11 protein-coding genes and 1 pseudogene are annotated in these 15,195 nt (G+C 71.1%); 7 read left to right on the forward strand and 5 right to left on the reverse strand.

Annotated features, from left to right (window positions below; all coding sequences use genetic code 11):
• Nucleotides 1-1,549, reverse strand: a 1,549-nt coding sequence (locus ACIQCZ_RS20960; RefSeq protein WP_402284197.1) for an SH3 domain-containing protein, incomplete at its 3' end; no start/stop codon positions are given.
• 263 nt (nucleotides 1,550-1,812) lie between these two features.
• Here ACIQCZ_RS20960 and ACIQCZ_RS20965 point away from each other — a divergent pair.
• The gene (locus ACIQCZ_RS20965) at nucleotides 1,813-2,988 is read left to right on the forward strand and encodes a glycosyltransferase (RefSeq protein ID WP_402284017.1); all 1,176 of its coding nucleotides are present in this window, start codon (nucleotides 1,813-1,815) and stop codon (nucleotides 2,986-2,988) included.
• Nucleotides 2,989-3,174: 186 nt separating this feature from the next.
• On the opposite strand, the gene ACIQCZ_RS20970 is transcribed toward ACIQCZ_RS20965, so the two are convergent.
• Both ACIQCZ_RS20970 and ACIQCZ_RS20975 read right to left on the reverse strand, forming a co-directional pair.
• A complete protein-coding gene (locus ACIQCZ_RS20970) occupies nucleotides 3,175-5,079 on the reverse strand; it encodes an AMP-dependent synthetase/ligase (protein ID WP_402284019.1) in 1,905 nt (634 codons plus the stop codon).
• Nucleotides 5,080-5,168: 89 nt separating this feature from the next.
• On the reverse strand, nucleotides 5,169-6,437 hold the full coding sequence (locus ACIQCZ_RS20975; RefSeq protein WP_402284021.1) for an acetyl-CoA C-acetyltransferase: 1,269 nt from the start codon (nucleotides 6,435-6,437) through the stop codon (nucleotides 5,169-5,171).
• A gap of 71 nt (nucleotides 6,438-6,508) precedes the next feature.
• Between ACIQCZ_RS20975 and ACIQCZ_RS20980 the strand changes: the two are divergent.
• Nucleotides 6,509-7,827 (forward strand): annotated as a pseudogene (locus tag ACIQCZ_RS20980) (3-oxoacyl-ACP reductase).
• A gap of 6 nt (nucleotides 7,828-7,833) precedes the next feature.
• The gene (locus ACIQCZ_RS20985; RefSeq protein WP_402284022.1) at nucleotides 7,834-8,694 is read left to right on the forward strand and encodes a MaoC/PaaZ C-terminal domain-containing protein; all 861 of its coding nucleotides are present in this window, start codon (nucleotides 7,834-7,836) and stop codon (nucleotides 8,692-8,694) included.
• A gap of 121 nt (nucleotides 8,695-8,815) precedes the next feature.
• Here ACIQCZ_RS20985 and ACIQCZ_RS20990 read toward each other — a convergent pair whose 3' ends face one another.
• Complete coding sequence (locus ACIQCZ_RS20990; protein ID WP_402284200.1) at nucleotides 8,816-9,451, reverse strand: TetR/AcrR family transcriptional regulator; 636 nt, start codon at nucleotides 9,449-9,451, stop codon at nucleotides 8,816-8,818.
• A gap of 282 nt (nucleotides 9,452-9,733) precedes the next feature.
• Here ACIQCZ_RS20990 and ACIQCZ_RS20995 point away from each other — a divergent pair, with 282 nt between their 5' ends.
• The 4 genes from ACIQCZ_RS20995 to ACIQCZ_RS21010 all read left to right on the forward strand — a co-directional run bounded on the left by ACIQCZ_RS20995 (nucleotide 9,734) and on the right by ACIQCZ_RS21010 (nucleotide 13,364).
• A complete protein-coding gene (locus tag ACIQCZ_RS20995; RefSeq protein WP_402284024.1) occupies nucleotides 9,734-10,921 on the forward strand; it encodes an alpha/beta hydrolase family protein in 1,188 nt (395 codons plus the stop codon).
• Between the two features lie 140 nt (nucleotides 10,922-11,061).
• Nucleotides 11,062-11,403 (forward strand): PadR family transcriptional regulator, encoded by a 342-nt coding sequence (locus ACIQCZ_RS21000; protein WP_402284025.1) that lies wholly within the window; start codon nucleotides 11,062-11,064, stop codon nucleotides 11,401-11,403.
• A complete protein-coding gene (locus tag ACIQCZ_RS21005; protein WP_402284027.1) occupies nucleotides 11,400-12,362 on the forward strand; it encodes a hypothetical protein in 963 nt (320 codons plus the stop codon). Before ACIQCZ_RS21000 ends, ACIQCZ_RS21005 begins: the two co-directional genes overlap by 4 nt.
• A gap of 93 nt (nucleotides 12,363-12,455) precedes the next feature.
• Entirely contained in the window at nucleotides 12,456-13,364 is a 909-nt protein-coding gene (locus ACIQCZ_RS21010) for a phosphatase PAP2 family protein (RefSeq protein ID WP_402284029.1), read from the forward strand.
• Nucleotides 13,365-13,518: 154 nt separating this feature from the next.
• Here ACIQCZ_RS21010 and ACIQCZ_RS21015 read toward each other — a convergent pair whose 3' ends face one another.
• Nucleotides 13,519-14,865, reverse strand: a complete 1,347-nt coding sequence (locus tag ACIQCZ_RS21015; protein WP_402284030.1) for a dicarboxylate/amino acid:cation symporter — start codon at nucleotides 14,863-14,865, stop codon at nucleotides 13,519-13,521.
• Nucleotides 14,866-15,195: the final 330 nt, after the last annotated feature.

Here is a 15,195-nt window from a genome sequence, read left to right on the forward strand (position 1 = left end):
CCGTGGCACCCGTCGGGCCGGCAGGACCCGTAGCACCATCAGCACCATTGGTACCAGCCGCACCCGTGGCACCCGTCGGACCCGTCGGACCCGTAGCGCCATCAACACCATTGGTACCAGCCGCACCCGTGGCACCCGTCGGACCCGTCGGACCCGTAGCGCCATCAGCACCGTTGGTACCGGGCTCACCCGTGGCACCCGTCGGGCCGGCAGGACCCGTAGCGCCGTCGGCACCGTTGGTACCAGCCGCACCCGTGGCACCCGTCGGACCGGTCGGACCCGTAGCGCCGTCGGCACCGTTGGTACCAGCCGCACCCGTGGCACCCGTCGGGCCGGCAGGACCCGTAGCACCATCAGCACCATTGGTACCAGCCGCACCCGTGGCACCCGTCGGACCCGTCGGACCCGTAGCACCATCAACACCATTGGTACCAGCCGCACCCGTGGCACCCGTCGGACCCGTCGGACCCGTGGCGCCGTCGGCGCCCGCCGCGCCGGTGGCACCGGTCGCGCCCTGCAGACCCGTCGCACCCGTCGGACCGGTCGCACCGGTCGCACCGTGAGCGCCAACAGCACCCGACGCGCCCGTGGCACCGGTCGCACCCTGCAGACCCGTCGCACCCGTCGGACCGGCAGGACCCGTCGGACCGGTGGCGCCCGTGCCGCCGTTCGCGCCGTTGGCACCAGCCGGACCCGTGGCACCGGTCGCGCCCTGCAGACCCGTCGCACCCGTCGGACCGGTGGCGCCCGTAGCACCGTTCGCACCCGTCGGACCGGCCGGACCCGTGGCACCGGTGAGACCCGTCGCACCTGTCGCACCCGTCGGACCTGTCGGCCCCGTCGACCCGTGAGCACCGGTCGGACCCGTGGGACCCGTGGCACCGGTCGCGCCCTGCAGACCCGTCGCACCCGTCGGACCAGTGGCGCCCGTGGCACCGTTCGCACCGTTGGCACCAGCCGGACCCGTGGCACCGGTGAGACCCGTCGCACCCGTCGGCCCCGTAGGACCGGTCGAACCGTGAGCACCGGTCGGACCGGTCGGACCCATGGGACCCGTAGGTCCGGTCGGACCGGTGGAACCCACACCGCCTTCACAGAACGGCACGCTGCCATGGGCGACGATGTAGCGGGCGCTCATCCAGCCGCTGCCGTTGGACAGCAGGTACCACAGCGGGTTCCCGCCGACGAACTCGCCTTCCACCTGGCAGGCGATGGACACCGTGCCGCCGGACGGCACGCTGCCCACGATCGCCGACTGGGTGTCGGGACCGCTGCGGATGTTCTGAGAGATCTGGGAGATCACCGTCCCGGACACACTGGCCGCCACCCGGGCGGCCATCGCTCGGTTGACCGCCTGCGTGTACGTGGGACCTGGCGCACCGTGAGCGACGTCCATGGGGCACAGAGCCAGGGTCAGTCCCAGCGACATGGCACCCAGGGTCGAACGGGACAGGATGTCCCAGCTTCTCGATTTGTGCATCTCGGATTCCTTAGCGGATCTACGTGGATCGGAGCCGCGACTGTGACAGGCGCAACATAGGAACGGCATATGCGCCACGCCGTTGATCTACCGACCGGGTGCAGACAGCCCCCTGTGCGGAGGAGAAATCATTCGGCCATCTGCCCCCGGGAAATGACCGGTTGATCCGTTGAGCATTCCGGACAGGCCACTCCGGGAACACCGTGTCGCGTCGCGGCCACCGGATTCCGGCGCACTAGCGTCGCTCTCCGCGGTGACCGGATCGGCTGATCCCGCACCGTGCCAATTCCCCGTGGAGTGCTACTCCATCGAAGCCAGATCGGGAAATGCATATGACAAATCTGATCGACCGTTCCACTGAAGAACGGTCACCCGCCCTGCACGGAAAGCCGTCGATCTGCCTGTGCATGATCGTCAAGGACGAGGCGAAGGTCATCGAGCGATGCCTGAACTCGCTGCTCGACCTGGTGGACACATGGGTCATCTCCGACACCGGCTCAAGTGACGGAACACAGGAACTGATCCGCGCCACGATGGAGGGGATTCCAGGGGAACTCCACGAGGACCCATGGACCAACTTCGGCCACAACCGGACCCTCAACATCCAGCGCGCACGCGGCAAGGCCGACTATCTCCTGCTCGTCGACGCCGACATGGCCGTCCGACGGGACGGCCCGCTGTCCGAACTGTCCGAACTGAGCGCCGACTCCTACATGGTGCGCCATCTCGGCCCCCTCGAGTACCGCATCCCCAGGCTGGTCAGAGGCGACCTCCCGTGGCGCTACGAGGGCGCGACCCACGAGTACCTGACCGCCGATCAGCAGCACATCGTCGCCAATCTCTCGGCGCTCAGCATCGAGCACTTCGCCGACGGCGGCTCGCGCGGGGACAAGTTCACCCGGGACGTCCGCCTGCTGCGCGAGGACCTCAAGCGCGACCCGGACAATCCCCGCACGGTCTTCTACCTCGCACAGACGCTGCGTGACATGGGCGAGACCCGAGAAGCGATCGCGACCTACGAGCGCCGGGCCGGCATGGGCGGGTGGGACGAGGAGGTGTACTACGCCCTGCTGCAGGTGGGTGTGCTCAAGGCCGACCACGGTGACTGGCCGGACGCGATGGACGCTCTCACCCGTGCGTGGGAGAACCGGCCACAACGGCTGGAGGCCTGCTACGAACTGGCCTCCCGGCTGAGGAAGATGGGCCGATATCAGGCGGCTCACGCCGTCGCCACCGCCGGCCTGGGCCGCCCCGCCCCCGAGGACTGGCTGTTCATGGAGCCCTGGGTCTACAGCTGGGGCCTGCTCTTCGAGCACTCCATCACCGCGTACTGGACCGGCGACCCGCGCGGCTCGCTGGCCTCCTGCGACCGTCTCCTCACCCTGCCCGACCTTCCGACCGCCCATCGCGATCAGACCCTCATGAACCGCAAATTCGCGGCCGACCGTGTCGCCGAACTCTCCCGCCGGTCGACGCCCGCCACTTTCGCCCGCACGAAGATCGCGTGACACACGCGCGGGACTGCCGGGCGGAATCCCCGCCGGGGCCCTTCGTTCGGATCAGACCGGATCGGGGACCGGAACACGCGAGCCCGGCCTGATCCGAACGGCAGGACCTGGGGACCGAAGGACCGGAGGACCGAAGGACCGGAGGACCGAAGGACCGGTCTCGGCGACGCCGTGCCGAGACCGCGGTCACTTCCGGTACAGCGCGTCGATCTCCGCGTCGAAGTCCCGCGCGATCACGTCGCGCTTCAGCTTCAGCGACGGCGTCAGATGCCCGCCCTCCTCGGTGAAGTCCACCGGAAGCACGGTGAACCTGCGGATCGACTCGGCGCGGGAGACCAGCCGGTTGGCCTCGTCGACCGCGCGTTGCAGTGCCGCGCGCAGTTCGTCGTCGACGACGAGATCCCGGATCGGCACGTCCTGCTTCTTCGTCATCCGCCGCCAGTGGGCGAGTCCGTCCGGCTCCAGGGTGATCAGGGCGGCGATGAACGAGCGGTTGTCGCCGACCACCATGCACTGGCTGATCAGGGGGTGGGCACGCAGCCAGTCCTCCAGGGGGGCCGGGGCGACGTTCTTGCCGCCGGAGGTGATGATGATGTCCTTCTTGCGGCCGGTGATCGTGAGGTAGCCGTCCTCGTCGAGGGCGCCGAGGTCACCGGTGGCGAACCAGCCGCCGTCCGGCACCGGTACGGCCTCGCCGCGTTCGGCGTCCCAGTAGCCCTGGAACACCTGGCCGCCGCTGAGCAGCACCTCGCCGTCGTCCGCGATCCGCACGGCGGTGCCGGGCAGCGGCCAGCCGACGGTGCCGAGGCGCGGTTTGAGCGGTGGGGTGACGGTGGCGGCCGCGGTGGTCTCCGTCAGGCCGTAGCCCTCGAAGATCTCGATGCCCGCGCCCGCGTAGAACGAGGCGAGCCGGCTGCCCAGCGGGGAGCCGCCGCAGATCGCGTACCGGACGTGTCCGCCGAGTGCGGCCCGGATCCTGCGGTAGACCAGGGGGTCGTAGAGCGCGCGGGCCGCCCTCAGGACCGGCCCGGGTCCGGGGCCCGTGCCGTGCTCGGCGGCCTCGACGGCCCGGCCGTACCGCTGGGCGATCCGCGCGGCACGGTCGAACGACGAGGCGCGGCCCATCTTCTCGGCCGTGGCGCGGCCGGTGTTGTAGACCTTCTCCAGCACGTACGGGATGGCCAGCAGGAACGACGGCCGGAACCCGGCCAGATCGGCGAGGAGGTCCTCGGTCCGGATGGACGGGGCGTGGCCGAGACGGACCCTGGCCCGCAGACAGCCGATCGCGACCATGCGCCCGAAGACATGGGAGAGGGGGAGGAAGAGGAGCGTCGACGCCGGGTATTCGCTGACCGACTTGAAGACCGGGTGGAGGAGCTCGATCGCGTTGTCGACCTCGGCGAAGAAGTTGCCGTGGGTGAGGACGCAGCCCTTGGGGCGGCCCGTGGTGCCCGAGGTGTAGATGAGGGTGGCCGGGGTCTGAGGTTCCAGTGTGGCGCGACGGGCGGTGACCGCTTCGTCGGGGACGTCCCGGCCGAGCTTCTTCAGCCGGCCGAGCGCGCCCGTGTCGAACTGCCACAGATGGGCGAGGGCGCCGAGCTGCTTGCGTTCCTGACTGATCAGCCGGCCCTGGTCCGCGGTCTCGACGGCGCACGCGACGGCGCCGGAGTCCTGGAGGATCCAGCGGGCCTGGAAGGCGGAGGAGGTCGGGTAGATGGGGACGGTGACGAGTCCGGCGGCCCAGGCCGCGAAGTCGAGCAGCGTCCATTCGTAGGTCGTCCGGGCCATGATCGCGATCCGGTCCCCGGCGCCGAGCCCCTCCGCGACGAGGCCCTTGGCGACGGCGAGCACTTCGTCGGCGAACTCGGCGGCCGTCACGTCCTGCCAGCTGCCGTCCGGCCGCTTCCGGCTGAGCACGGCGTCGGACGGGGCTTCCCGGGCGTTGTCGAACGGGATCTCGGCGAGTGAGCCGCGGCGGACGGGGGGCGCGAAGGGGGGTACGGAGACCTGTCGCACCGAGCCGTCCGCGGATCTGACCTTGGCCGGCTCGACGAGGGCGGGGACGGCGTCGGAAGTGGGTGGCGTGGACATGTGCGGCTCCTGAACGTGGGGTCGGGCGGCTTTGCCGGGTCCGTCCGGCGGCCGTTTCGTCCGGTGGCTCGTGTCGGTTTTCCGGGGTGTCACACGCGTTCGAGGATGGCGGTGACGCCCTGGCCGCCGGCTGCGCAGATGGAGATCAGGCCCCGGCCCGGCCCCTCGCGCTCGGCGAGGAGTTCGGCCAGGGTGGCGACGATTCGTGCGCCCGTCGCGGCGAACGGATGGCCGGTGGCCAGTGAGGAGCCGGCGACGTTGAGCTTCGCCCGGTCGACGGGGGCCAGGCCCTGTTTCTCCCAGGCCGCGAGGGTGGCCAGCACCTGGGAGGCGAAGGCCTCGTGGATCTCGAACAGGTCGAAGTCCTCGATGGTGAGCCCGGCGCGCTCCAGCATGCGCGGTACGGCGTACGCGGGGGCCATCAGGAGGCCGTCCTCGCCGCCCACGTGATCGACGGCCGCGGTCTCGTACAACGAGAGGTGGGCCAGCGGCTCCAGGCCGTGGGCGCGAGCCCAGTCCTCGCTCGCGAGCAGTACGGTCGCGGCGCCGTCCGTGAGCGGGGTGGAGTTGCCCGCGGTCATCGTCGCGTCGGGGTGGTCGGTGCCGAACACCGGCTTCAGCGTGGCGAGTTTCTCCACCGTGGAGCCGGGACGCAGGTTCTGATCGCGGGTCAGGCCCCGGAACGGGACGACGAGGTCGTCCAGGAAGCCCCGCTCGTACGCGGCCGCGAGCCGTTGATGGCTGGTGGCCGCGAGGAGGTCCTGGTCCTCGCGGGCGATGCCCCAGCGGCGGGCGGTGATCGCCGCGTGCTCGCCCATCGAGAGGCCGGTGCGCGGTTCGGCGTTGCGCGGGATGTCCGGGACGAGATGCCGGGGGCGTATCCCGGCGAGTGCCTTGAGCCGGGCACCTGTCGACGTGGCCCGACGGGCGGAGAGCAGCAGGGTGCGCAGCTCGTCGTTGACGCCGAGGGGCGCGTCGCTCGCGGTGTCCGTACCGCCCGCGATCGCCGAGTCGACCGCACCGAGCATGATCTTGTCGGCGGCGGTGATGACGGCCTGGAGGCCGGTGCCGCAGGCCTGTTGGATGTCGTACGCGGGGGTGCGCGGGTCGAGCTCCGAGCCGAGCACGGTCTCGCGGGCCAGGTTGAAGTCGCGGCTGTGCTTGAGGACGGCTCCCGCGACGAACTCGCCGACCCGCTGCCCCTGGAGCCCGAACCGCTCGACCAGACCGCCCAGCGCGGCGGTGAGCAACTCCTGGTTGGAGACCTGTGCGTACGGGCCGTCGGCGCGCGCGAACGGGATGCGACTGCCGCCGATGACCGCGACCCTGCGGGGCTGCGGGAGTGCGAGGGGGATCATCTCGACCAACTCCTGACTCTTGAGTAACCTTACTCTGGAGTAAATCTACGACCGAGCAGGGAGTCCGGACAATGGCCGACCGCTATCTGTACTTCACCGGCACAGCACCCGGCCGTTTTCTGACCCGGCGGCTCGGCCTTCCGCAGCCCGTCCCGTTGCGCCGCTGGTCGCCGGGGACCCCGTCGCTGGACGGGCCGTTGCTGCACCTCACCGCCGGGGAGTCCGCCGTCACGGAGGAACTCGGCGCACTTCTCACGGCGACCGGGCTCGACGTCACCGCGCACGCCGAACGCCCAGCGGGGATGGTGGTGGACGCGACGGCCGTCGGCACACCCCGCGCACTCGCCGACGTCCACGCCGCCCTGCATCCGGTGATCCGTTCGCTGGCACCGGGCGGGCGCGTCGTGGTGGTGGGGGTGCGGCCGTCGGCCGACGACCATCACCACGCCGCCGCCCAGCAGGCCCTCGAAGGGTTCGTACGCTCGCTGGGCAAGGAGATCGGCAGGGGCGCCACCGTACAACTGCTCCGTGTCGTACCCGATGCCCTCGCCTCGGCCGGGTCCACCCTCCGCTTCCTGCTCTCCCCCGGTCCGCGTACGTCAGTGGTCAGGTGATCGAGCTGACCTCGGCCGCCCCCGACCCCGTGGCCGACTGGGAGGCCCCGCTCGCCGGGCGCACCGCGCTGGTCACCGGCGCCGCGCGCGGCATCGGCGCCTCGGTGGCCTCCGTGCTGGCACGGGACGGCGCCCGGGTCGTCTGCCTCGACGTCCCGCAGGCGAAGGACGAACTGGCCCGCACCGCGGACCGGCTCGGTGCCGCGGCCCTGCCGCTGGACATCACGGCGGACGACGCCGCGGAGCGGATCGCCGCGGCGGTGCCGGGCGGTCTCGACGTCCTCGTCCACAACGCGGGCATCACCCGCGACCGCCGGCTCGCCAACATGCCGGCCGACCGCTGGGCCTCGGTCGTCGACGTCAATCTGGACAGCGTGCTGCGCACCACGGACGCCCTGCTCCAGGCCGGCACCGTCCATCGCGGCGGCCGGATCGTCGCCACCGCGTCCATCGCCGGCATCGCGGGCAACAACGGGCAGACGAACTACGCGGCCGGCAAGGCGGGCATCATCGGCCTGGTCCGTTCGCTGGCTCCGCGCGCCGCCGCCGACCACGGCGTCACGCTCAACGCGGTGGCCCCCGGCTTCATCGAGACGAGGATGACCGCGGCCGTCCCCCTCCTCATCCGGGAGGCGGGCCGCCGGATGAACTCCCTCTCGCAGGGCGGCCTTCCGGTCGACGTCGCCGAGACGACCGCCTGGTTCGCCCAGCCCGCTTCGACGGCCGTCAACGGCCAGATCGTCCGGGTCTGCGGCCAGAGCCTGCTGGGGGCGTGACGTCCGATGACGGCTGCCACCCCTTCCCGGACCCTGACCGCATCACTCGTACGGGGCGCTCTCACGTCCCCGTTCAAGCGCGCCGGCCGGTCCGGTGCCACGCTCACCGCCGACCGGCTGACGGCCGGAAACGTCCGCGTCGCCCCCGCCGCCCTCGCCTCGTACAACCGGATCTGCGGCTTCCCCGAGTCGGGTCCGCCGCCGCTCACCTACCCGCATGTGCTGGGCTTCCCGCTCGCGATGCGCCTGATGACCGCCCGGAGGTTCCCGCTGCCGGTCGTCGGGCTGGTCCACACCTGGATCGAGATCATCCGGCACCGGGCGGCACCCGTCACGGATCCGCTCGAACTGACCGTGTACGCAGACGCATTGATGCCGCACCGACGCGGCACCGAGGTCACGATGGTGACGGAGGCCCGTTCGGGCGGTGAGCTGGTCTGGGAGTCGCGCAGCGGCTATCTGTCCCGCCGTCCGACCACGACCACCTTTGCCCCCGTTGTCGGCGCAGCCCCTGCCACCGAGCTCCCCGCCGTAGCCGAATGGCGGCTCCCCGGCGATCTGGGACGCCGCTACGGTGCGGTGTCCGGTGACCGGAACCCCATCCATCTGTACCCGCTGACGGCCCGGATGTTCGGCTTCCCGAGGACCGTCGCGCACGGCATGTGGACGGTCGCCCGCTGCCTGGCCGAGGCCGACGACCCGGGCCGGATCCGTTCCGTGCGTGCCGACTTCAAGGCACCGGTCCTGCTCCCGGCGACGGTGACGTACGCGGCGGACGCATCGGGCTCCGGCTTCCGGCTCCGCAGCGGCAGCCGGATCCACCTCACGGGGTCGACGACGCGGGACGGTGAAGGAGCGGACTGCTGACCGGCCCCTGCTCCTGCGTCTTTCGTTCGGATCGGCCCGGCATGATGCGAACGAGAGGTCCTGGTGCCCCTCCTGCGTCGTAGCTGTCGTCGTGCGCCCGCCAGGGGGTACGGAACAGCCCTCAGCTCTGATCGGCGGGCCGGTTCGGCGGCAGCCACGGGCGCCCCTGCATGAGGTTTCCGAGGCCCGCCCAGGCAAAGTTCATCAGGGTGGCCGCGGCTTCCTTCGCCGAGACGCCCGGGGTGTCGTTGGCCCAGCCGGCAAGCGACTCCGCGGCCCCCACGAGGGCCTGCGCCAGACCCGCCACATCGCGGTCCGGCAGTGCCGGATCCTGGTGGGCCTCACGGGCCGCCGCACCGATCAGACCCGTCACGAACGCAACGATCTCGTCGCGCATCACCATGACCTCGGTGACGAACGGCTCCCCGTGCGTACGCGCGTGGCGGTGCAGTACCGCCCAGCCGTCCGGGTTCTCCGCGGTGTGCGTGAAGAACGCCCGCAGCCCCGCCCACAGTTGCCGATCCGCCGGAAGCTCCGGCTCCACCCCCGACCGGACCGCTGCGACCAGCGCTTTCGCCTCGCGCCGGATGCACGCGGTGAAGAGCTCCTCCTTGGAATTCAGATACAGATAGACCAGCGGCTTGGACACCCCGGCCAACTCCGCGATCTCGTCCATCGAGGCGGCCCGGTATCCGCGCTGCCCGAACGTCCGTACTGCGGCGTCCATCATCTGCTGCTCGCGCACGGCACGCGGCATCCGTTTGCTCTTCACAGCACCCACGTCCGACTTCCTCCCGCCCCCGCTGCCCCGCTCCTCGGCAAGAGTACGGCGCGGGCCCCACGCCCGTCGTACGGAGAGGGTTTCCGCGGCCACCGAGCGGCCGGTCGCAGCTCCACCCGGAAGCCATGTCCCCCGGCTCCCGGGATCGCCCTGTACCACCACGGGGTGATCCCGGGACCCGGGGTCACCCCGTGGTCGGACGGCGGTTCCCCCCTGGGTGCGATGTTCCGGCGCGGCCGGGTCCGTAGCGTCCTCACCATGATCAGTCTTCGCAGCCGGGCCACGGCCACGGCGTTATCCCTGGCCGTCCTGCTCGCCTCGCCCACGACCGCGTCAGCCGCCCCCGACCCCGCGCCCCGTCCCGATGCGGCCCCTGCGGCGCACGCCGTCACCGGACCGTCCCTCGAAGTCCCCCGGCCGACCGGACCGTACGCGACGGGCCGGGACACCCTGCATCTGACCGACCGGAGCCGGCCGGATCCCTGGGTCCCGACCGCGGGCGCACGGCAGTTGATGGTGTCGGTCCACTACCCGGCCCGGCCCGGCAGCGGCACGACGACCGCGCCGTACATGACCACGGACGAAGCCCGGCTGATGCTGGAGTCCCGCGACCTGGCGGACGTGGTCCCCGCGACCACGGTCAGCGCCACGCTCACCCACGCGCGGACGGCCGCCCGCCCGGCACCCGGCCGGTTCCCGCTGGTGGTGCTCTCCCCCGGCTTCGGCACGCCGCGGACAACGCTGACCGGCCTGGCCGAGGACCTGGCCAGCCGCGGATACGTCGTCGCGACGGTCGACCACGCCTACGAGTCCACCGGCACCACCTTCCCCGGCGGGCGCCTGCTCACCTGCGCCGCCTGCGAACAGACCGAGACGACGGGGATCGCGGCCGTGGCCACGGGGCGGGCCAAGGACCTCTCCTTCGTACTGGACCGGCTGACCGGCCGTCACCCGGCCTGGCGTCACGCCCGCATGATCGACCCGGACCGGATCGGCATGGCCGGCCATTCCATCGGCGGCAACGCCACCGCCTCGACGATGGCCGCCGATCACCGCGTGCGCGCCGGGGTCGACATGGACGGCACCTTCTTCGACCCCGTCCCCGCCGGCGGACTCGACGGCAGACCGTTCCTGATGCTGGGCACCGCCTCCTTCCACCGCCCCGGCGGTGAGGACGGGAGCTGGGACGAGGGCTGGGCGCGGCTGGACGGCTGGAAGCGCTGGCTGACCGTCACCGGCTCCGGCCACTTCACCTTCACCGACGTCCCCGTACTGGCGGACCAGCTGGGCATCGTCGACCCGGAGACACCGCTCTCCGGCGAACGCTCGATGCGGATCACCCGGGACTATGTCGCGGCCTTCTTCGATCTGCATCTGCGGGGCACGCCCCAGCCGCTCCTGGACGGCCCGACACCGGACAACCCCGAGGTCCTGTTCGAGCACTGATCCGGCCCGGACGAGGCGCGTCACGCACGCACGTGGTGCTCGGGACCCGAGGAACATCCGACGCCCGCCCGGGTGCGGAGGCACTGCCGACGACCGCGGCACCGACGGATATATCTCGTTGCTCGATATATACTCGAAGCATGACGCGCCAGAACCCGTCCTTGACGGAACCGCAGTACTTCATCCTTGCCGCGCTCATGGATGGGCCGTTGCACGGCTACGGCATCATCAAGGCCGCCGAGCAGGCCACCGACGGGCGGCTCCGGATCGCTGTCGGCACTCTCTACGGCGCGCTGGAGCGGATGGAGCGGGCCGGGCTGGTGGTCTCCGACCACGAGGAGATCGTGGACGGGCGGGCACGGCGCTACTACCGGCTCACCGAGGACGGCACCGCGATCCTCGGCCGGGAGGCGCTGCGGATGCAGCAGGCGGCGGCCGTCGTCATCGGACGCTCGCGGGATGTCGGGGTGGCCCCGGCATGAACCGTCTGCTGCTTGCGGCCTATCCCGAGCCCTACCGTTCCCGGCAGGGGGAGGAGTTGCTGACCTGCCTGGCCGAGGCGTATCCCGGCCGCTCCTGGCCCCCGCCGCGGGAAGTCGTCGCCTTGGCACGTGCCGGGGTGCAGGCCCGAGCCCGTGCCGTCGTGGACGACACGGCCCGGCCGTGGTGGCTGGACGGCATCCATCTGGCCGCCCTTGCCCTCGCCGCGCTGGCGCTGGTGCCGTACCTGCAGGATGTGTGGCACTGGGCACTGCACATCGATCCCGGCCGGCATGCCATCGCCTTCCACTTCTCGGGCTGGTACCCGTGGGCACAAGGGCCCGGCACGCAGACACGGCTCCTGCCCTACGGGCTGCTTCCGCTGGTCTGCCTGATCGCCCTGCTGCGCGGTAGGCCGTGGATCGCCCTGCCGGCCGCAGCGGCGATGATCTACATGGGTGCCGCGCCCGGCAGTTCCACGACGCTCTTCGGCAACGAGGGCAAGGCGGGCCTGGGTTACTACGGGCTGGGCGCCCCGGTGACGGCCCGTGACCTGGTGCTGTCGGGGACATTGTTCACCGCGTGCATCGTGCTGGCCGTCTGCCGTCCCGGCCGGCTGCGGCGCCACTCGTACCGCCGGCTGGTCCCCGTCGCGCTCGCCTTGTCCGTGGCCGGGGGCCTGCACATCACCTCCATCAGTCCGGCCTTCCAACGCGGCCTGTTCGCCCTCGAAGTCGCCGCGCTGATCGCCGCATGGGCGGCGACGGCCGCCACCGGGGACTACCGGTGGCTGATCCCCGTCGCGGCGGTCGCGTTCATCCGCACACAGGCGATCGTCATCCAGCCGAACTGGTTCATGAACTCCCTGCCGAGCCTGATCGTGCTCCTCCTCCTGATCGCGCCCCTCCCGGCCCTGGCGATCACCGCCCAGCGCCGACAGGAGCGGGCGCTCCTCGAATAGGAGCAGGTCCCCGGCCGGCCGGGCCCGTCGGCCGACCTCGCACCCGAAGCGGCGCGTGAGCGCACTGCTCCCCCACGAAGGCAAAGAAGAACGATGACTCAGCGAGATCCCTCGACCCTGCCCACGCACCCGAACCCCGGCCAGGTCCCGGGAACCGGGATCGAACCCGGCCCTGCGCGAACGGTACGGCTACGGGTCTCGGCTCCGCTGTGCCTCCTGGGATTCCTGGCGGTCTATCTGATCGCTGTCTGCACACCGTTCGGGCAACGGGCGGAGAACTCCCTGCTCAGCGGGGACGATGCCAAACAGGCATGGATCTACGACTGGTCGGGGGCGGCCTACCGGTCGTCGGCCCTGCCGCCCCTGGAACAGACCGCCATGCCGACCCTGCTCGTGGGCATCGGGGTCATCGCGGCCGTCACTCTGGTGCGGAGGTGCTGGTGGCGAGGGTGCGCGGCGATCGGGATCGTCTTGGTCACGGTCGGGAGCAAGGAACTCGCCGTGATGATCCTGCCCCGGCCCGATCTGGTGAACGCGCCCGTCTACCTCGTCGAGCGGAGCTTCCCCAGTGGACACGTGGCCGTCCCCGCCGCGCTGACCCTCGCCGCCGCCCTCGTCGCCTCCCCCCGCATCCGCCCCTACGTCGTCGCGGCCGGCATGCTGTGGCTCGCCGTCACCGCCGGCGCCGTCCAGGCCACCTACCACCACCGGCCCAGCGACGTGCTGGGCTCCACCCTGCTGGCCTGCGCCTGCTACGGCCTCGCAACCCGGTTGCTGCCATCCGCCGCCGCACCGGGCATCACGCGGCACCCTCGTGCGCTGCCGACGACCGCCCTCGCACTGTCAGCGGCAGGCGCGCTCGTCGCCGGCGCGCGGGACGACTCCGTCACACAGTCGCTGGTCTTCGCGGCAGCGGCCTTCCTGTGCGCCGCCCTGTTCTGGCTCACCGCAGCGCAGGGGCCCGTACACACCGCGCGCCGCACACGCCCCGCGGTGCGCTGACCGCCCGGAGGACCGCACGTCGGCACCGGCCGACGGCTACCCCGAACTGCCGCACCTCTCAGTGACCGCCGGAGCCCGCCGGAGCCCGCGCAACGCCGAGCGCCCCCGGTCCGTCCGTCGACGGACCGGGGGCGCTCGGCGCAAGCGACGGTCGTTACGCGGCGACCGGCACGCTCACCGGCTCCGTGTCGCGCACCTCGTCGTCGACCGGGGACGAGGAGGCCGAGTTGTAGGCGTCGTGGTCGAGGATCTTCTCGCGGGCCGAGACGATCACCGGGACCAGCGCTTGGCCCGCAACGTTGGTTGCCGTACGCATCATGTCCAGGATCGGGTCGATGGCCATGAGCAGACCCACGCCCTCCAGCGGAAGGCCCAGCGTCGACAGCGTGAGGGTCAGCATGACCGTCGCACCGGTGAGACCGGCGGTGGCGGCGGAACCGATCACCGAGACGAACGCGATCAGGACGTAGTCGCCGACACCCAGCTGGACGTCGAAGATCTGCGCGATGAAGATCGCCGCCAGCGCCGGGTAGATCGCGGCGCAGCCGTCCATCTTGGTGGTGGCGCCGAACGGGACCGAGAAGGAGGCGTACTCCTTGGGGACGCCGAGGCGCTCGGTGACCTTCTGGGTGACCGGCATCGTGCCGACCGAGGAGCGGGAGACGAAGGCCAGCTGGATCGCCGGCCAGGCGCCCTTGAAGAACTGCAGCGGGCTGAGCTTGGCGACGGTGGCGAGCAGGAGCGGGTACACACCGAACAGCACCAGGGCGCAGCCGATGTAGATGTCGGCGGTGAACGTCGCGTACTTGCCGATCAGATCCCAGCCGTAGTCGGCGATCGCGTAGCCGATGAGGCCGATGGTGCCGATGGGGGCGAGGCGGATGACCCACCACAGGGCCTTCTGGAGGAGCTCCAGGACGGACTCGCTGAGGGTGAGGATCGGCTGGGCCTTCTCGCCGAGCTGCAGCGCGGCGATACCGGCGACGGCGGCCATGAAGACGATCTGGAGCACGTTCAGCTCGGTGAACGGGGTGATCACATTGTCCGGGATGATGCCGGTGAGGAAGTCCAGCCAGGAGCCCGCGTGCTCCGGCAGCTTGCCGTCCTTCGGCGTGAGGCCGGTGCCGGAACCCGGGTTGGTGATCAGACCGATCGCGAGGCCGATGGCGACCGCGATCAGCGAGGTGATCATGAACCAGAGCAGGGTGCGGGTGGCCAGCCGGGCGGCGTTGTTGACCTTGCGCAGGTTGGTGATCGACACCAGGATCGCGAAGAAGACGAGCGGCGCGACAGCCAGCTTCAGCAGCTGGACGAAGATGTGGCCGACCTTGTCGAGCGTGGTGTAGAGCCAGTTGATGTCGTAGGTACGGGCGAGCCACCCGAGGACGACACCGAGGACGAGACCGGCGACGATCTGGGCCCAGAACGGGACCTTGGGTATGCGGAAACCGGAGCCGGACGGGCTGTCGGTCGCGGCGGTGGACGCGGGATTCGCGGACACGGACACACTCCTGATGTGACGCATCGGGGCGCACGGGGACGTTGTGCGGAGGGACGGGGGTGCGGCGCCCGCGTCAGGGGCGGCGCCGCTGCATGGTGCCGGTTCAGACGTTGCGGCAACAGACCGCGGACATACAGCGGCAGAGGTCGACATGCAGGCGCCCCACGAGCGCGACGCTCGCGCCGGGCCGAGGGCGCACAGTTGTCTCCATGTCGAACACGTTAACACTTGAACTTTGAGAACCTCAAAGGTCTTCTTTGGGAAGCGCCGTGCACGCCGGAGTGCCCGACACGCCCGCAGGAACGGCGAAACCCCCGCCGGAAACGACAA

Source organism: Streptomyces sp. NPDC093149 (assembly GCF_044754145.1).
Taxonomy (GTDB): Bacteria; Actinomycetota; Actinomycetes; order Streptomycetales; family Streptomycetaceae; genus Streptomyces.